10 protein-coding genes are annotated in these 18,357 nt (G+C 71.5%); 9 read left to right on the top strand and 1 reads right to left on the bottom strand.

Annotation, left to right across the window (positions count from 1 at the left end):
• Nucleotides 1-25 precede the first annotated feature (25 nt).
• From IGS69_RS24495 to IGS69_RS24475, 5 genes are all read left to right on the top strand, one after another.
• Nucleotides 26-1,747 carry an ABC transporter ATP-binding protein gene (locus IGS69_RS24495; RefSeq protein WP_190902665.1) on the top strand — a complete coding sequence of 574 codons (1,722 nt, stop codon included), beginning with the start codon at nucleotides 26-28 and terminating at the stop codon, nucleotides 1,745-1,747.
• The gene (locus IGS69_RS24490; protein WP_190902664.1) at nucleotides 1,744-3,516 is read left to right on the top strand and encodes an ABC transporter ATP-binding protein; all 1,773 of its coding nucleotides are present in this window, start codon (nucleotides 1,744-1,746) and stop codon (nucleotides 3,514-3,516) included. The genes IGS69_RS24495 and IGS69_RS24490 overlap by 4 nt, the downstream gene beginning before the upstream one ends.
• 290 nt (nucleotides 3,517-3,806) lie before the next feature.
• A complete protein-coding gene (locus IGS69_RS24485; protein ID WP_190902663.1) occupies nucleotides 3,807-5,864 on the top strand; it encodes a M4 family metallopeptidase in 2,058 nt (685 codons plus the stop codon).
• Between the two features lie 251 nt (nucleotides 5,865-6,115).
• On the top strand, nucleotides 6,116-7,762 hold the full coding sequence (locus IGS69_RS24480) for a M4 family metallopeptidase (RefSeq protein ID WP_190902662.1): 1,647 nt from the start codon (nucleotides 6,116-6,118) through the stop codon (nucleotides 7,760-7,762).
• A 69-nt stretch (nucleotides 7,763-7,831) separates the two neighbouring features.
• Entirely contained in the window at nucleotides 7,832-8,371 is a 540-nt protein-coding gene (locus IGS69_RS24475) for a DUF1990 family protein (RefSeq protein ID WP_190902661.1), read from the top strand.
• Between the two features lie 24 nt (nucleotides 8,372-8,395).
• On the opposite strand, the gene IGS69_RS24470 is transcribed toward IGS69_RS24475, so the two are convergent.
• Nucleotides 8,396-11,014, bottom strand: coding sequence for a glycosyltransferase family 1 protein (locus IGS69_RS24470; RefSeq protein WP_190902660.1), 2,619 nt, complete (start codon nucleotides 11,012-11,014; stop codon nucleotides 8,396-8,398).
• Nucleotides 11,015-11,290: 276 nt separating this feature from the next.
• Here IGS69_RS24470 and IGS69_RS24465 point away from each other — a divergent pair, with 276 nt between their 5' ends.
• From IGS69_RS24465 to IGS69_RS24450, 4 genes are all read left to right on the top strand, one after another.
• Nucleotides 11,291-12,493: a S8 family peptidase gene (locus tag IGS69_RS24465; protein ID WP_190902659.1), complete on the top strand. Its 1,203-nt coding sequence runs from the start codon at nucleotides 11,291-11,293 to the stop codon at nucleotides 12,491-12,493.
• A gap of 215 nt (nucleotides 12,494-12,708) precedes the next feature.
• Nucleotides 12,709-14,832, top strand: a complete 2,124-nt coding sequence (locus IGS69_RS24460; protein WP_190902658.1) for an alpha-1,4-glucan--maltose-1-phosphate maltosyltransferase — start codon at nucleotides 12,709-12,711, stop codon at nucleotides 14,830-14,832.
• On the top strand, nucleotides 14,829-16,529 hold the full coding sequence (gene treS / locus IGS69_RS24455; protein WP_190902657.1) for a maltose alpha-D-glucosyltransferase: 1,701 nt from the start codon (nucleotides 14,829-14,831) through the stop codon (nucleotides 16,527-16,529). Before IGS69_RS24460 ends, treS begins: the two co-directional genes overlap by 4 nt.
• 192 nt (nucleotides 16,530-16,721) lie before the next feature.
• The gene (locus IGS69_RS24450; protein WP_190902656.1) at nucleotides 16,722-18,167 is read left to right on the top strand and encodes a maltokinase N-terminal cap-like domain-containing protein; all 1,446 of its coding nucleotides are present in this window, start codon (nucleotides 16,722-16,724) and stop codon (nucleotides 18,165-18,167) included.
• Nucleotides 18,168-18,357: the final 190 nt, after the last annotated feature.

Genomic DNA, 18,357 nt, shown 5'->3' with positions numbered 1-18,357 from the left:
GACGACGACGGCAGAGGGCGGGCGGATGATCGACGCGTACGAGGACCCCGGCACACCCGACCACCGCGGCGGCGCCCGCTACCTGTGGTGGCTGGTCGGCCGGCAGCCGGGGCGGTGCGCTGCGGGGGCGGTGTTCGGCACGGTGTGGATGGTGCTGCTGGCGGCGACGCCGTACCTGATGTCCCGGGCGATCGACGACGGCCTGGAGCCCGGCGACATGAGCGCGCTGACGCTCTGGAGCGGCGCGCTGTTCGCGGTGGGCGCCTTCAACGCCTGGCTGAGCATCATGCGGCACCGCACCATGACCCGGGTCCGCATGGACGCCAACTTCCGGACGGTGAAGGTGGTCGTCGGACAGGCGGTGCGGCTCGGCGCCTCGCTGCGGCGGCAGGCGGGCGCCGGGGAGGTCGTCACGATCGGCGTGGGCGACGTGCAGACGGTCAGCCAGTCGCTGACGGTCGTGGGGCCCGGGATCGGCGCGGTCGTGGGGTATCTGGTGATCGCCGTGCTGCTGGTGTCGGTCTCGGGGGTCGTCGCGCTGGTCGTACTGCTCGGCATTCCGGTGCTCGCCCTGCTGGTCGGGCCGCTGCTCGGCCGGTTGCAGGGGTCGGAGGCGGAGTACCGCGAGCGGCAGGGCGTGCTGACCGCGCGGATCGGCGACCTCGCCGGCGGCCTGCGGGTCCTCGCCGGCCTGGGTGGCAGGCAACTCGTGGCGGACGCCTTCCGGCAGGACTCGGGGCGGCTGCGTGAGCAGGGGTACCGGGTGGGGGCGGTGACCAGCTGGGTGCAGGCGCTGGGCATCGGACTGCCGACCCTGTTCCTGGCGGTGGTGACCTGGCTGGCGGCCCGGCTCGCGGCGCAGGGCGACATCACCGTGGGCCAGCTGGTGTCCGTCTACGGCTATGTGGCGGTGCTGGTGTGGCCGGTGGCCTTCCTGGTCGAGTGCGGCTACCAGGTCAGCCGCGGCGTGGTGTGCGCACGCCGGGTCGTGCGGTTCCTGCGCCTGGAGCCGATGGCCGACTCGGGGACCCTGGACGCCCCGCCGGAACCGTCCGCCCTGTACGACCCGGAGTCCGGGGTCCGCATCCTGCCGGGCCGGCTGACGGCCCTGGTGGCGGAACACCCCGCGGACGCCACGACGGTGGTGGAGCGCCTCGGCCGCTACGCCCCGTCGGGCGCGACGTGGGGCGGCAGACGCCTGGACGACATCGCCCTGAGCCAGATCCGGTCGCGCATCCTGGTGGCGGATCACGAGGCGGACCTGTTCGCGGGCTCCCTGCACCACATGATCGGCACTCAGGGCACGCCCCGAGCGGCCTCCCCACACCACCAGGCACTCCAAAAGGCGCTCCACACAGCCGCGGCAGAAGACATCGTCCAAGCCCTCCCCCAAGGCCTCGACACCCCCATGGACGCCCAGGCCCGCAACCTCAGCGGCGGCCAGCGCCAGCGCATCCGCCTGGCCAGAGCCCTCCTCACCGACCCGGAGATCCTCCTGGCCGTCGAGCCCACCTCGGCCCTGGACGCCCACACCGAAGCCACCGTCGCCGCCCGGCTGAGGAAGGCGAGGGAAGGCCGCACCACGGTCGTGACCACCACCTCCCCCCTCGTCCTGGACCGCACGGACACCGTCCACTACCTCAAGGACGGCAAGGTCGCAGCCTCCGGCACCCACCACGAACTGCTCGCCACCACGCCCGGCTACCGGGCCCTCGTCGCGAGGGACACCGAGGAGGTCCTGGGATGAACCGCGCACACCTGCCCGTCGCGGAACGGGCCGACGTCAGGCGCGCCCTGCTGGGTCTCGTCCGGGCCGACGCCCGCGCCTTCGGTGTCGTCCTGGGCCTGAACGCGCTCGCGGCCGTGGCCGGGCTGGCCGGGCCGTGGCTGCTCGGCCGGATGATCGACGACGTGCGGGCCGGGCGCGGAACGGCGGCCGTGGACCGGCTGGCCCTGCTCCTGCTGCTGTCCGCCCTCGCGCAGGTGCTGCTGGCGCGCTGGGCCCGGTACGTGGGGCACCGTTTCGGGGAGCGGACCCTGGCCAGGGTGCGGGAGCGGTTCGTGGACCGGGCGCTGACGCTGCCCGCTTCGGTGGTGGAGCGGGCCGGCACCGGTGACCTGACGGCCCGCGGTACGGCGGACGTGACGACGGTCGGCAACACCCTGCGGGACGCCGGTCCCGTCCTGCTGGTCAACCTGGTCCAGGCGCTGTTCCTGATCGTCGCGGTGTTCCTGCTGGACCCGCTGCTGGGCGCCCTCGCGCTGCTGACGCTGACGCCGATCTGGATCGCGCTGCGCTGGTATCTGCGCCGGGCCCGGGACGGGTACCTCGCCGAGGGCGCCGCCACCTCGGACGTGGCGGAGATCGTGGCGTCCACGGCGGCCGGGGCCCGCACGGTGGAGGCCTTCGGGCTCCGGGAGCAGCGCACGGCCGCGAGCCGGGACGCCCTGGAGACCTCCCGCCGCACCCGCTTCTACACGCTGTTCCTGCGCTCGGTGTTCTTCCCGGTGATGGAGACGTCGTACGTCCTCCCGGTGGCCGGGGTGCTGGTGATCGGCGGCGCGCTGCACGCGTCCGGCTCGATGAGCCTCGGAGCGGTGGTGGCGGCGACGCTGTATCTGCACCAGCTGAGCGCACCCCTGGACGAGGTCCTGGTGCGGATCGAGCAACTCCAGTCCGGCGGCGCCTCCTTCGCCCGGGTGGAGGGGCTCGCCCGGGCCCCGCAGGCACCCGGCGAGGGCGACTGTCCGGATCCCGACGGCGACCGGATCGACGTCACCGGGGTGCGCTACGCGTACGACGGGGGCGTGGAGGTGCTGCGCGGCGTCGATCTGACGGTGCGGCCCGGGGAGCGGCTCGCCCTGGTCGGGCCGTCCGGCGCCGGCAAGACCACGCTGAGCCGGCTGATGGCGGGCATCGACGCACCGACCGCGGGCTCGGTGACGGTCGGTGGTGTGCCGGTCGCCGGGCTGGGGCCGGAGCGGCTGCGCCGCCAGGTCGTCCTGGTCACCCAGGAGCACCACGTGTTCCTCGGCTCGGTCCGCGACAACCTGCGCATCGCCGAACCGTCGGCCGGGGACGAGGAGTTGTGGGACGCGCTGGCGGTGGTGGGCGCCGACGCGTGGGTGCGGAAGCTGCCGCAGGGGCTGGACACCCCGCTGGGGCAGGGCGGTTGCCGTACGGCCGGTTCACAGGCCCAGCAACTGGCCCTGGCCCGGGTGGTGCTGGCGGACCCGCACACGCTGATCCTCGACGAGGCGACCGCGTTGCTCGACCCGGCGACCGCCCGGCACACCGAGCGGGCCCTGGCCGCCGTCCTCGAGGGGCGCACCGTCATCGCCGTCGCGCACCGGCTGCACACCGCGCACGACGCCGACCGGGTGGCCGTGATGGAGGACGGCCGGCTGACCGAACTCGGCACGCATGACGAACTGGTGGCGGCCGGCGGGGCCTACGCGGCACTGTGGCACTCCTGGCACGGGGATCTGCCGGAGGACAGCACAGCGCCCGCATAGCGGCTCTGCCCACGGACAACACAGCGCCCGAGAGCAGTCCTGCCCACGGACTACACAGCGCCCGCAGAGCGGTTCTGCCCGCGCAGAGCGAAGCGTCCGCATCGCCACGTATCCGTATAGCGAACACGAACTTCCGGACAACGAACCGTTTCCGGCCATAGTTTTGACGCGGTCCTGACAGAAAGCGCGCTCCCCTGCCACGCTTCCGACGACTGCTCCACAGGAACCCCACAGCAACACCTCCACCTCCCCAGGCCGGGCGACCCCCGGTCCCGCAGAAGGAGTCAGTGTTGAGAAGCAGTTCCTCGCGAAGAGGCATCTCCCACAGACGCACTCCCCACACCCCCCGCCGCACCGCGGCCGTGGCCCTCTTCGGCGTCGCCGCGCTGATGGCCGCCGCCGTCCAGGGCGGCTCCGCCGCCGCGGCCCCCGGGACACCGCCGGCCGCGAGCAAGGCGATCCCCGGCTCGGAATCGGTCAGGCTCAGCCCCGCCCAGCGCGCCGAGCTGATCCGCAAGGCCGAGGCCGGCAAGGCGCAGACCGCCCGGGACCTCGGTCTCGGCGCCAAGGAGAAGCTGGTCGTCCGTGACGTCGTGAAGGACGCCGACGGCACGGTGCACACCCGCTACGAGCGCACCTACGACGGCCTGCCCGTCCTGGGCGGCGACCTCGTCGTCAAGGCCGCCAAGTCCGGTGCGACCAAGGCGGTCGTCAAGGCGACCCGCGCCGCCATCAAGCCGGCCACCACCACCGCGGCCGTCCCCGCCACCAAGGCGGAGAAGCAGGCGCTGGCCGCCGCGCAGGCGGACGACACCAAGAGCGCCGACGTCGACAAAGCCCCGCGCAAGGTGATCTGGGCCGCGAGCGGCAAGCCGGTCCTCGCCTACGAGACCGTCGTCGGCGGCCTCCAGAAGGACGGCACGCCGAACGAGCTGCACGTCGTCGCCGACGCGGCCACGGGCGCCGAGCTCTACGAGTACCAGGGCATCGAGACCGGCACCGGCAACACGATGTACAGCGGCACGGTGACGCTCGGCAGCACGCAGTCGGGGTCGACGTACAACCTCACCGACGGTGCGCGCGGCGGCCACAAGACGTACAACCTCAACCGCGGCACCTCCGGCACCGGCACCCTCTTCTCCGGTCCCGACGACGTGTGGGGCAACGGCAGCCCGTCCAACGCGGAGACCGCGGGCGCGGACGCCCACTACGGCGCCGCGCTGACGTGGGACTACTACAAGAACGTGCACGGGCGTTCGGGCATCAAGGGCGACGGCGTCGGCGCCTACTCCCGGGTCCACTACGGCAACAACTACGTCAACGCCTTCTGGTCCGACAGCTGCTTCTGCATGACCTACGGCGACGGGTCGGGCAACACCCACCCGCTGACGTCGATCGACGTGGCCGGTCACGAGATGACCCACGGCGTCACGTCCAACACCGCGGGCCTCGTCTACAGCGGCGAGTCCGGCGGCCTGAACGAGGCCACCTCCGACATCTTCGGATCGACGGTCGAGTTCTACGCGAACAACTCCTCCGACGTCGGTGACTACCTCATCGGCGAGGAGATCGACATCAACGGCGACGGCACGCCGCTGCGCTACATGGACAAGCCCAGCAAGGACGGCGCGTCCAAGGACAGCTGGTACTCGGGCATCGGCTCGATCGACGTGCACTACTCGTCGGGCCCGGCGAACCACTTCTTCTACCTGCTCTCCGAGGGCAGCGGCACCAAGACCATCAACGGTGTCACGTACAACTCGTCCACCTCGGACGGCCTTCCGGTCACCGGCATCGGCCGGGACAAGGCGGAGAAGATCTGGTTCCGCGCGCTCACCACGAAGTTCACCTCGAACACCAACTACGCGGGCGCCCGCACCGGCACCCTCGCGGCCACGGGTGAGCTCTACGGCACGGACAGCGCCGAGTACAAGGCGGTCCAGGACGCGTGGGCGGGCATCAACGTCGGTGAGCGCTCCGGCGGCGGGGGCGGCGGCGGCACGTCCTTCGAGAACACGGCCGACGTGGCGATACCGGACCGGGGCGCGGCGGTCACCTCGTCGGTCACCGTCTCCGGCCGGACGGGCAACGCGCCGTCCAACCTCCAGGTCGCGGTGAACATCGTCCACACGTACATCGGTGACCTCAAGGTGGAGCTGGTGGCCCCCGACGGCACGGCGTACACGCTGAAGGGGTACGGCACCGGCGGCAGCGCCGACAACATCAACACCACGTACACGGTGAACGCCTCCTCCGAGGTGGCCAACGGCGTGTGGAAGCTGCGGGTGCAGGACAACGCGGCCATCGACACCGGCTACATCAACAGCTGGAAGCTGACGTTCCCGTAGACCGGTAGATCCGTGGATCGGTGATCCGTGGACCCGGAAATCCGCAGGCCGCAAGGGCCTCAGAGTCAGGGCGCCGCCCCGGTGGGTTCGAATCCCCCGGGGCGGCGTCCGTTTCACCTGCCCTCGCGTACATCTGGCCGTCGAATTCCGGCCAACATCACGCTTCACTCCTGACATGTACGCGTCTCTAATGCCACTGTTCCCCCACGCCGCACAGCACCGCAGCACTTCCCCCACACCGAGGAGCTCGTGTGTCCACTTCTGTCTACGCGCGTCAAAAGCGCGCCACGCTCGCCATCGCCACCGCCGTCGCCGCAGGCGCCCTGCTCACCACCGGTCTGACCTCCGGCAGCAGCGCCGCCGCGGAATCCGCGAGCAAGCCGGCCCTCGCCGCCGCCCCGGTCCTGCTCTCCGCGCCGGCCCGCACCGCGCTCATCCAGGAGCAGCAGGCGGACGCCGCCGGGACCGCCGACGAGATAGGCCTCGGCGCCCAGGAGAAGCTGGTCGTCAAGGACGTCGTGAAGGACGCCGACGGCTCGGTCCACACCCGCTACGAGCGCACCTACGCGGGCCTGCCGGTCCTCGGCGGCGACCTCGTGGTGCACCAGTCGAAGTCCGGCGCGGCCAAGGGTGTCACCAGAGCCACCAAGGCGGCCCTGAAGGTCGCCTCGCTCAAGCCCGAGGTCACCGCCGCCAAGGCGGAGAAGCAGGCCGTGACCCTCGCCAAGGCGGCCGGATCGGCCAGGACCGAGGCGAGTTCCGCTCCCCGCAAGGTGATCTGGGCCGCGAGCGGCAAGCCGGTCCTCGCCTACGAGACCGTGGTCGGCGGCCTCCAGGAGGACGGCACCCCGAACGAACTGCACGTCGTCACCGACGCCGCCACCGGCAAGAAGCTCTACGAGTACCAGGGCATCGAGACCGGCACCGGCAACACCACCTACAGCGGCTCGGTCACGCTCAGCACCACCAAGTCCGGGTCGACGTACAACCTCACCGACTCCACCCGCGGCGGCCACAAGACGTACAACCTCAACCGCGGCACCTCCGGCACCGGCACCCTCTTCTCCGGCTCCGACGACGTGTGGGGCAACGGCAACCCGTCCAACGCCGAGACCGCCGCCGCCGACGCGCACTACGGAGCCCAGATCACCTGGGACTTCTACAAGAGCGCCTTCGGCCGCAACGGCATCCGCAACGACGGCAAGGCCGCCTACTCGCGCGTCCACTACGGCAACGCCTACGTCAACGCCTTCTGGTCCGACAGCTGCTTCTGCATGACCTACGGCGACGGTGCGGGCAACACCAACCCGCTGACCTCGCTCGACGTGGCCGCGCACGAGATGAGCCACGGCCTGACCTCGGCCACGGCGGGCCTGAACTACAGCGGCGAGTCCGGAGGTCTGAACGAGGCCACCTCCGACATCTTCGGCGCGGGCGCCGAGTTCTTCGCGGGCAACTCCTCCGACGTCGGTGACTACCTCATCGGCGAGGAGATCGACATCAACGGCGACGGCACGCCGCTGCGCTACATGGACAAGCCCAGCAAGGACGGCGCGTCCAAGGACAGCTGGTCCTCCAGCCTCGGCGGAGTGGACGTCCACTACTCCTCCGGTCCCGCCAACCACTTCTTCTACCTGCTGTCCGAGGGCAGCGGCTCGAAGACGATCAACGGCGTGACCTACAACTCGCCCACGTCCAACGGCTCCACGGTCACCGGCATCGGCCGCGCCAAGGCGCTGCAGATCTGGTACAAGGCGCTGACGACGTACATGACGTCGACGACCAAGTACGCGCAGGCCCGCACCGCGACCCTGAACGCGGCCTCGGCGCTGTACGGCGCGTCCAGCACCGAGTACAAGGCGGTCGCGTCCGCCTGGTCCGCCGTGAACGTCGGCTGATCGAGGCTGACCGATCCACGACCATGGGCGGTACCCGGATCCGAAGCGGGTCCGGGTACCGCCCTAGTCTTGGGGACCGTGTCTTCTACGGATTCGCAGGACTTCACCTACGCCGATGTCGGCGCCACCCGTGACCAGGGTTTCTGCCCTCCGGGCTTCCATCCCATGACCGTACGCACGCGCCTGGGCGAGGGCGAGGAGGTCTTCCGCCGGGCCTCGGAGGCCGTCCTCACCTGGGAGATGCACCGGTCGATGGGCGTCGGCCTCGACGCGAGCGCGGAACGAGCCGCCCCCGGCGTCGACGTCACCGTCACCCTCGCCGGCATGATCAAGGCCCCCTGCCGGGTGGTCTGGACGGTCGAGGAACCCCGCCGGGCGGGCTGGGCCTACGGCACGCTGCCCGGCCACCCGGAGACCGGCGAGGAGTCGTTCATCGTGGACCGCACGGGAGACGGCACGGTGTGGCTGACGGTGAACGCCTTCAGCCGGCCCGCCAAGTGGTACGCCAAGGCGGGCGGCCCGGCGACGAGGGCTTTCCAGCACGCGTACGCCCGCAGGTGCGGCAACGTCCTCCGGGACCTCGCGACGCAGGGTGGTGACGGTACCTAGGGGCGCGGGGGCCTCAGCCGACACTCACCGCATCAACAACCCCGCAGCCTCCACCAGTTCCTCGGAAGGCCCGGCCACGAGCCCCAACTCCGCGCTGGAAGCCACGAGCCGATGCGCCGGAAGGATCCGCACCGTGTACCCAAAAGGCCCGGTGCGATCCAGCGACAAGGGCCCCTCATAGACCCAGCGCCCCTCCTCGTCGGGGGAGCCCACCGGCTTCAGGGGAACCACCGTCGCGTCACCGATCCAGTCCTCCTCGTCCACCCGCCCCGAGACGACCTGCACCTCCACGTCGTCCGGCCCGAGCTCCCCGAGCCCGACCCGCACCCGGAGCCCCAGCGTCGTACCGAGCTCCGCCAGCGCGGCCACCGCGGACGTCTCCACATGGTCGACCGTGACCTCCGCCCAGGCCGCCCGCACCCGCCCCTTCCACTCGGCGAGCTCCCGCGCCGAGTCCGGCCCGAGCGAGCGGTGGGCGAGCGCGGCCGGCGCGTAGAGCCGCTCGACGTACTCGCGGACCATCCGTCCCGCCAGCACCTTCGGCCCGAGTTGGCTCAGCGTGTGCCGGACCATCTCGATCCACCGGTCGGGCAGCCCGCTGCGCCCGCGCTCGTAGAAGCGGGGCGTCACCCGCTGCTCCAGCAGGTCGTACAGCGCCGCGGCCTCTATGTCGTCGCGATGGTCGGGATCGGTCCCCACGCCGTCCGCGGTCGGGATGGCCCAGCCGAAGTCGGGCTGGAACCACTCGTCCCACCAGCCGTCGAGGACGGAGAGGTTGAGACAGCCGTTGAGCGCGGCCTTCATCCCTGACGTGCCGCAGGCCTCCAGCGGCCTGAGCGGGTTGTTCAGCCAGATGTCGCAGCCGGGGTACAGCTTCTGCGCCATCGCCATGCCGTAGTCCGGCAGGAACACGATCCGGTGCCGCACCCGCGGGTCGTCCGTGAACCTCACCAGCTCCTGCACCAGCCGCTTGCCGCCGTCGTCCGCGGGATGCGCCTTGCCCGCCACGACGATCTGGACCGGCCGCTCGGGGTGCAGCAGCAGGTCCATCAGCCGGTCCCGGTCGCGCAGCATCAGCGTCAGGCGCTTGTACGAGGGGACGCGCCGGGCGAAGCCGATGGTGAGGACGTCCGGGTCGAGGACGCCGTCGATCCAGCCCAACTCGGCCGTGTGCGCCCCGCGCTGCCGCCAGGAGGCCCGCAGCCGCTCGCGCACCTCGGTCACGAGCTGCTCGCGCAGCACCCGCCGGAGGTCGAAGATGTCCTGGTCGGGGATGTCGGCCACGGTGTCCCAGCGGTCCGAGCCGCCGACGGTCAGCGCGTCCTCGGCGCGCTGCACGCCGATCTGGCGGGCGCCGAGCCGGAACACCTCGGGGGCGACCCAGGTGGGCGCGTGCACCCCGTTGGTCACGGACGTGATGGGCACCTCGTCGGCGTCGAAGCCGGGCCACAGGCCGGCGAACATCTCGCGGCTGACGTTGCCGTGCAGCAGGGAGACGCCGTTGGCGCGCTGGGCCAGCCGCAGGCCCATCACGGCCATGTTGAAGAGGTTGGGTTCCCCGCCGGGGTAGGTCTCCATGCCGAGCCGAAGGACGCGCTCGACGTCGATGCGCGGCAGCTCGGCGTCGGGGCCGAAGTGGCGGGCGACCAGCTCGCGGTCGAAGCGGTCGATGCCGGCCGGGACGGGCGTGTGGGTGGTGAAGACGGTCCCGGCGCGCACCGACTCCAGCGCGGAGTCGAAGTCCAGCCCGTCGGCGCACAGTTCGGCGATGCGCTCCAGGCCGAGGAACCCGGCGTGCCCCTCGTTGGTGTGGAACACCTCCGGCGCGGGATGGCCGGTCAGCCGGCAGTACGTCCGTACCGCCCGGACACCTCCTATGCCGAGGAGCATCTCCTGGAGCAGCCGGTGCTCGCTGCCGCCGCCGTAGAGCCGGTCGGTCACGCCGCGCTCGCCGAGGTCGTTCTCCTCGACGTCGGAGTCCAGCATCAGCAGCGGGACCCGGCCGACCTGCGCGAGCCAGATCCGGGCGCGCAGTTGCCTGCCGCCGGGCAGGGCGAGGGCGACCTGGGCGGGGGTGCCGTCGGGCTCCTCCAGCTGGACGACGGGCAGCTCGTTGGGGTCGAGGACCGGGTAGTGCTCCTGCTGCCAGCCGTCCCGGGACAGGGTCTGGCGGAAGTAGCCGTGCCGGTAGAGCAGGCCGACGCCGATCAGCGGGACGCCGAGGTCGCTGGCCGCCTTGAGGTGGTCGCCGGCCAGGATGCCGAGGCCGCCGGAGTACTGGGGCAGGGCGGCGGTGATGCCGAACTCGGGTGAGAAGTAGGCGATCGCGGCGGGCAGTTCGTCGGGCTGGGTCTGGTACCAGCGCTCGCCGGTCGTGTAGTCGTGCAGATCGCCGGCGACCGCGGCGAGGCGGCGCAGGAACGGGCGGTCCCCGGCGAGCTCCGCCAGCCGCGCGGGTGGCACGCTGCCGAGCAGCCGGACGGGGTCGCCGCCCGAGGAGGCCCACCGCTCGGGGTCGACCGACTGGAACAGGTCACGGGTCTCCGCGTGCCACGACCAGCGCAGGTTGCGGGCCAGATCGCTGAGCGGCCGGAGGGGTTCGGGGAGAACGGGTCGGACGGTGAATCGACGGATCGCCTTCACGGGTTCCACCTCGGCGCGTTCGCTGGATTTCGCAGGGCTTCGACGACGTCTCCTATGACAGTACCGGCGTCGGCGCCCGCTCCGCTGAGGCTCCGCCACCCGACCCCCGATCGGCCTGAACCGCACCATCCGCGGATATGGCCGATTCCGCACCCATAGGCGTCCTTGTGGTGCTTCACACGCCACGAGAGGCTGCCTGTGGCGTACCGGCCCGCGCCCGCCGCACGCGGCTCCGCGCGGCGGCCGTACGCCGAGTCGAGGAGGGGAACTCGGACCATGGCTCGGACGCGCGAGCGGCGTCTGCGCCGGGCGGGGGGCCTGACGGCGGCGATCTGCGCCGCGGTGTTTTCGGCCACCACCCTGCCCGCGCACGCCGTATCGGAGGGGCGGATAGTCGGCGCCGGATCACCCGGCTCCGTGCACGGAAGTTATCTGGTGACACTGAAGGAGGGCACGCGGGCCCGGTCGGCGGCCGGAAGGGACCTCGCCGAACAGCACGGGGCGGAGATCAGCCACACCTACGGCACGGTCCTGAACGGCTACGCGGTGCGGGCGGGCGGGAGACAGGCCGCGCGACTGGCCGCCGACCCCCGGGTCGCCTCGGTCGTCCAGGACACCCGCGTGCGACTCGACGGCACGCAGCGGAACCCGCCGTCCTGGGGGCTCGACCGGATCGACCAGCCGAGGCCGCCGCTGGACCGGAGCTACACCTGGCCCGGGTCGGCCGGCGCGGGGGTGACGGTGTACGTGATCGACACCGGCGTCCGCACCACCCACGAGGAGTTCGCCGGGCGGGCGGGCCACGGCTGGGACTTCGTGGGGAACGACCGGGTCGCCTCGGACGCCAACGGCCACGGCACCCATGTCGCCGGCACGGTCGCCGGCACGTCCTTCGGCGTCGCGAAGCGGGCCCGGATCGTCTCCGTGCGCGTCCTCGACGCAGCGGGCGGGGGCACCACGGCCCGGGTGATCGCCGGGATCGACTGGGTGACCCGGCACGCGAGGAAGCCCGCGGTCGCCAACCTCAGCCTGGGCGGCCCGCGCAACGACCGGCTCGACGCCGCCGTGCGCGCCTCCATCGCCTCCGGCGTCACCTACACGGTCGCCGCGGGCAACGACGGCAGGCCGGCCGGCCTGTACTCCCCGGGCGGCGTCAAGCAGGCCGTCACGGTCGGCGCGACCGGCCGCGGGGATAAGAAACCGGCCTTCTCCAACGACGGTCCGGCGCTCGATCTGTTCGCCCCGGGCGTCGGAATCACCTCCGCGTCCGCCGCGAGCGACCGGGCGCGGGCCACCTTTTCGGGTACATCGATGGCGTCCCCGCATGCCGCGGGCGCGGCCGCGCTCTACTTGGCCGATCATCCCAAAGCGACTCCGGCCCAGGTCGGGGCGGTCCTGACCACCACGGCGGCGGCCGGGAAGGTCTCCGGCCGGGGTGTCGGTTCACCGGACAAGTTGCTGCGGGTGCCGCGCGCGTAGGGCGAAGGAGCAGTCATGCCAGGGGGCCGGCCTCGTCCATCGCGGACGAGGCCGGTCTTGTGTGTCGACATACGCGTGAGTAGTTAACAAAGTGCCGGATTGCCCACCCGAATAGGGTGGGAAGGCTCCTGCGGGTACCCCTCTCAGGAGCACCACGCAGGACCCACCTCCCCACAGACATCCGCCTACCCACGTTGACGCGGACAGGAGCGGTCATGCCCGCCAAGCACCATTCGCCAGCACCCCCCAACCGCCGCACCACCGGGGCGCGCGCACCCGGCGGCGAAGCACGCCCCGCGCGCCCGGGTGACGACGGTTCACCGGCCTCGCCACCTCCACCGGTGGACGAAGCGACCGCCGTGGGGCGCATACCCGTACTGGATGTCCGCCCGGTGGTCCAGCGGGGACGCCGGCCGGCCAAGGCCGTCACCGGCGAGACCTTCGAGATCTCGGCGACCGTGTTCCGGGAGGGGCACGACGCGGTGGCCGCCAATGTCGTGCTGAAGGACCCCGAGGGCCGTCCCGGCCCGTGGACGCCGATGCGCGAACTCGCCCCGGGTACGGACCGGTGGGGTGCGACGGTCACCGCCGGGGAACCCGGACTGTGGACGTTCACCGTCGAGGCATGGGGGGACCCGGTCGCCACCTGGCGCCACCACGCCGAGATCAAGATCCCGGCGGGCATGGACACGGACATCGTCCTGGAGGAGGGTGCGCGTCTGTACGAGCGGGCGGCCGCGGGCGTGCCCGAGGAGGAGGGACTGCGCGACGTGATCCTCACCGCCGTCGACGCCCTGCGGGACGAGGACCGCCCCGCGGCGGCTCGTCTGGCGGCGGCGCTGACGCCGGAGGTGGACGCGGTCCTGGAGCGGCATCCGTTGCGGGACCTGGTGACCAGCAGTGAGCCGCTGCCGCTGCTGGTGGAGCGGGAGCGGGCCCTGTACGGCTCGTGGTACGAGTTCTTCCCGCGTTCGGAGGGCACGCCCGAGCAGCCCCACGGCACCTTCCGCACCGCCGCCCGCAGGTTGCCGGCGATCGCGGCGATGGGCTTCGACGTGGTCTACCTGCCGCCGATCCACCCCATCGGGACGACGTTCCGCAAGGGCAGGAACAACACTCTCTCCCCCGGCCCGGACGATGTGGGGGTGCCGTGGGCGATCGGTTCGCCGGAGGGCGGGCACGACGCCGTGCACCCCGACCTGGGCACGCTGGAGGACTTCACCCGGTTCGTCGGGCGGGCGCGGGAGCTGGGCATGGAGGTGGCGCTGGACTTCGCGCTGCAGTGCTCACCGGACCATCCGTGGGTGCAGAAGCATCCGGAGTGGTTCCACCACCGCCCCGACGGCACCATCGCCTACGCGGAGAACCCGCCGAAGAAGTACCAGGACATCTACCCCATCGCCTTCGACGCCGACATGGACGGTCTGGTCGCGGAGACGGTGCGGGTGCTGCGGCACTGGATGGACGCCGGGGTGCGGATCTTCCGGGTGGACAACCCGCACACCAAGCCGGTGGTGTTCTGGGAGCGGGTGATCGGCGAGATCAACCGCACCGACCCCGATGTGATCTTCCTGGCCGAGGCGTTCACCCGGCCGGCGATGATGCACACCCTGGCCCAGATCGGCTTCCAGCAGTCCTACACCTACTTCACCTGGCGCACCTCCAAGCAGGAACTGACCGAGTACCTGACGGAGCTGTCGGGTGAGGCCGCCTCCTACATGCGGCCCAACTTCTTCCCCAACACCCCCGACATCCTGCACGCCTACCTCCAGCACGGCGGCCGTCCCGCCTTCGAGGTCCGGGCCGTGCTCGCCGCGACGCTGTCACCGGCCTGGGGCATCTACTCCGGCTACGAACTGTGCGAGAACACCCCGCTGCGCGAGGGCAGCGAGGAATACCTCGACTCGGAGAAGTACCAGCTCCGGCATCGCGACTGGGCGGCGGCCGAACGCGAGGGCCGCACCATCACCCCGCTGCTCACCCGCCTCAACACCATCCGGCGGGAGAACCCCGCCCTCCAGCAGCTGCGCGACCTCCACTTCCACCACGCCGACCAGGAGGCGGTGATCGCCTACTCGAAGCGCAAGGGTTCGAACACGGTTCTGGTGGTCGCCAACCTCGATCCCCACCACACCCAGGAGGCCACGGTCTCGTTGGACATGCCGCAACTCGGCCTGGACTGGCACGAGTCGGTGCCGGTGCGCGACGAGCTCACCGGCGAGACCTACCACTGGGGCAGGGCCAACTATGTGCGCCTCGAACCGGGCCACCGGCCCGCGCACGTCTTCACGGTTCTGCGACCGTCCACCCCGGAGATCGGAGGGTCACCCACAACATGATCGTCAACGAACCCGTTCCGGACACCTTCGAGGACACCCCTGCCAGGGACCGTGACCCGGAGTGGTTCAAGCGCGCCGTCTTCTACGAGGTGCTCGTCCGCTCCTTCCAGGACAGCAACGGAGACGGCGTCGGCGACCTCAAGGGCCTGACCGCGAAGCTGGACTACCTCCAGTGGCTCGGCGTCGACTGCCTGTGGCTGCCGCCGTTCTTCAAGTCACCCCTGCGCGACGGCGGCTACGACGTCTCCGACTACACGGCCGTGCTGCCCGAGTTCGGCGACCTGGCCGACTTCGTGGAGTTCGTCGACGCCGCCCACCAGCGCGGCATGCGCGTGATCATCGACTTCGTCATGAACCACACCAGCGACCAGCACCCCTGGTTCCAGGAGTCGCGCAAGGACCCCGACGGCCCCTACGGCGACTACTACGTGTGGGCCGACGACGATAAGCAGTTCCAGGACGCGCGGATCATCTTCGTCGACACCGAGGCCTCCAACTGGACCTACGACCCGGTCCGCAAGCAGTACTACTGGCACCGCTTCTTCTCCCACCAGCCGGACCTCAACTACGAGAACCCGGCCGTGCAGGAGGAGATGATCTCCGCCCTGAAGTTCTGGCTGGACCTGGGCATCGACGGGTTCCGGCTGGACGCGGTGCCGTACCTGTACCAGCAGGAGGACACGAACTGCGAGAACCTCCCGGAGACGCACGACTTCCTGAAGCGGGTGCGCAAGGAGATCGACGCGCAGTACCCGGACACGGTGCTGCTGGCGGAGGCCAACCAGTGGCCCGAGGACGTCGTCGACTACTTCGGCGACTACCCGAGCGGCGGCGACGAGTGCCACATGGCCTTCCACTTCCCGGTCATGCCGCGCATCTTCATGGCCGTACGCCGCGAGTCGCGCTACCCGGTGTCCGAGATCCTGGCCAAGACCCCGGCCATCCCCTCGGGCTGCCAGTGGGGCATCTTCCTGCGCAACCACGACGAGTTGACGCTCGAGATGGTCACCGACGAAGAGCGCGACTACATGTGGGCCGAGTACGCCAAGGACCCCCGCATGCGCGCCAACATCGGCATCCGCCGCAGGCTCGCACCCCTGCTGGACAACGACCGCAACCAGATCGAGCTGTTCACGGCCCTGCTGCTGTCGCTGCCGGGCTCGCCGATCCTGTACTACGGCGACGAGATCGGCATGGGCGACAACATCTGGCTCGGCGACCGGGACGCCGTGCGCACGCCGATGCAGTGGACGCCCGACCGCAACGCGGGGTTCTCCTCGTGCGACCCGGGACGGCTGTTCCTGCCCACGATCATGGACCCGGTCTACGGCTACCAGGTCACGAGCGTCGAGGCGTCCATGGCCTCGCCGTCCTCGCTGCTGCACTGGACCCGCCGCATGATCGAGATCCGCAAGCAGAACCCGGCCTTCGGGCTCGGCTCGTACACCGAGCTGCCGTCGACGAACCCGGCGGTGCTGGCGTTCCTGCGCGAGTACGAGGACGACCTGGTGCTGTGCGTCAACAACTTCTCGCGGTTCGCGCAGCCCACGGAGCTGGATCTGAGCGCCTTCGAGGGGCGGCACCCGGTGGAGCTGTTCGGCGGGGTGCGCTTCCCGGCCATCGGCGAGCTGCCATACCTGCTGACCCTCGGGGGCCACGGGTTCTACTGGTTCAGGCTCCGCAGAGAGACCATGTGAGGCCTGAAAAGGCCTGTTGAGGCCTGACCCGCGGGGCGGGCCGCAAACCCCGGCGGCGGGGCGTTTCCTCCGCCCCGCCCGGGGCACGCATCAGTAACACCCCGCCCACCCGCGTGAGCCGGAGGGGCGCCGTCCGGGGCCGGTTGCAGGCGCCCGGAGGCGCACCAAGAATGGGTGAAAGGACGCGACGCCATGTCGGAAGCCGTCACACGCACCGTCACCACCCCGCCCGGCCTCCTTGCCTCCCTCGACCCGCTGCTGCGGGAGTGGCTGCCGCGGCAGCGCTGGTTCGCGGGCAAGGGGCGGCCGGTCACCGGGTTCACGCTGGTCGAGGCCACCGAGCTGCTCCCGGCCACGTCCAAGCTGGGCCTGTACCACCTGCTCGTGCGCGCCCATCAGCCCGTCGGGCCGTCGTCCCACGGGGCACCCGGCCACCCCGGTGACTGCTACCAGCTGCTGATAGGCGTGCGCGAGGCGCTGCCGCCTCGGCTGGCGCCCGCGCTCATCGGACACGTGCCGACGGGGCCGCTGGCCGGCCGGACGGTCTACGACGCCCTGCACGACACCAGGCCCTCCGAGCTGCTCCTGGAGGCGCTGCGCAGCCAGGCCCGGATCGGCAGGCTCCGCTTCGAGCGGGACCCCGGCCAGGACATCCGCTCCGGTCTCGTGCCGCGCGTGGTGACCGCCGAGCAGTCCAACTCGTCGGTCGTCTACGGAGATACGTTCATTCTGAAGCTGCTCCGGCGGATCGTGCCCGGGGTCAACCCCGATCTGGAACTGCCGCTCGCGCTGGCCCGCGAGGGCTGCCCCCGGGTGCCCGCGCCGACGGCCTGGATGGTCGCGGACATCGCCCCCACGGCGGACCCGGTCCTGCCGTCGGGTGCGGCGGACCTGGCGGGCCAGCCGTACGTCCTGGGGGTGCTGCAGCCGTTCCTGCAGGGCGCCTCCGACGGCTGGGAGCTGGCGCTGCGGGAGCTCGCCAAGGGTGAGGACTTCGGCGCCGCGGCACGGGCACTGGGGCGGGCCACCGCCGAGGTGCACACCGCGCTGGCCCGGGCGTTGCCGACCGTCACGCTCGGTCACATGCAGCTCCAGCTCATGGTCGACGGCATGATCGAGCGGCTGGACGCGGCCGTCCAGGCGGTGCCCGCGCTGCGGCCGTACGCCGGCGGGCTGCGCTCCGCGTTCACGGCGCTGGGCGATCTGGCCGCCGAGGGTCGCACGTGGACCGCGCAGCGGGCGCACGGCGATCTGCACCTCGGGCAGTGCCTGCGCTCGCCGTCCGGCGAGTGGTGGCTGATCGACTTCGAGGGCGAGCCGGCCCGGCCGCTCGCCGAGCGGCGCATGCCGCAGCCGGCCGTGCGGGACGTCGCCGGCATGCTGCGGTCCTTCGACTACGCGGCGCGCTCGGTCGATCCGCCCCAGCCGGACTGGGCCGAGACCTGCCGCTCCGCGTACTGCGCCGGCTACGCGGAGGCCTCCGGCCTCGATCCGCGCACCGACCCGGTGCTGCTGCGGGCCTATGAGACCGACAAGGCGATCTACGAGGTGGTGTACGAGGCCCGGCACCGCCCCGACTGGCTGCCGGTGCCGCTGGCCGCCATAGACCGGCTCGCCTCGACCGGCCACCTGACCTGACCGACCATTCCTCGCCCTGGAGGCTCCGCCCGTGACCCCCCGCCCTGAGTCCAGCGGTTCGCGTCCCAAGGGGACCGCCGGGGAGAAGATCCCCGAGCAGCCCACGGCCGCCCAGCAGAAGAGCGCCGCGAAGAAGACGGCGGTGCCCAAACAGGCAGCGGCGAAGAAGGCGGCACCGGCGAAGGCGACC

Source organism: Streptomyces tuirus (assembly GCF_014701095.1).
GTDB lineage: Bacteria > Actinomycetota > Actinomycetes > Streptomycetales > Streptomycetaceae > Streptomyces > Streptomyces tuirus.
Note: the sequence above shows the minus strand (reverse complement) of the source record. Positions and strands in the feature narration are given on the sequence as shown.

What these genes read in the sequence shown, in the direction of transcription:
- IGS69_RS24450 (WP_190902656.1), top strand. Translation starts at nt 16,722, where the DNA reads ATGTCGGAAGCCGTCACACGCACCGTCACCACCCCGCCCGGCCTCCTT.
- treS (WP_190902657.1), top strand. Translation starts at nt 14,829, where the DNA reads ATGATCGTCAACGAACCCGTTCCGGACACCTTCGAGGACACCCCTGCC.
- IGS69_RS24465 (WP_190902659.1), top strand. Translation starts at nt 11,291, where the DNA reads ATGGCTCGGACGCGCGAGCGGCGTCTGCGCCGGGCGGGGGGCCTGACG.
- IGS69_RS24460 (WP_190902658.1), top strand. Translation starts at nt 12,709, where the DNA reads ATGCCCGCCAAGCACCATTCGCCAGCACCCCCCAACCGCCGCACCACC.
- IGS69_RS24495 (WP_190902665.1), top strand. Translation starts at nt 26, where the DNA reads ATGATCGACGCGTACGAGGACCCCGGCACACCCGACCACCGCGGCGGC.
- IGS69_RS24490 (WP_190902664.1), top strand. Translation starts at nt 1,744, where the DNA reads ATGAACCGCGCACACCTGCCCGTCGCGGAACGGGCCGACGTCAGGCGC.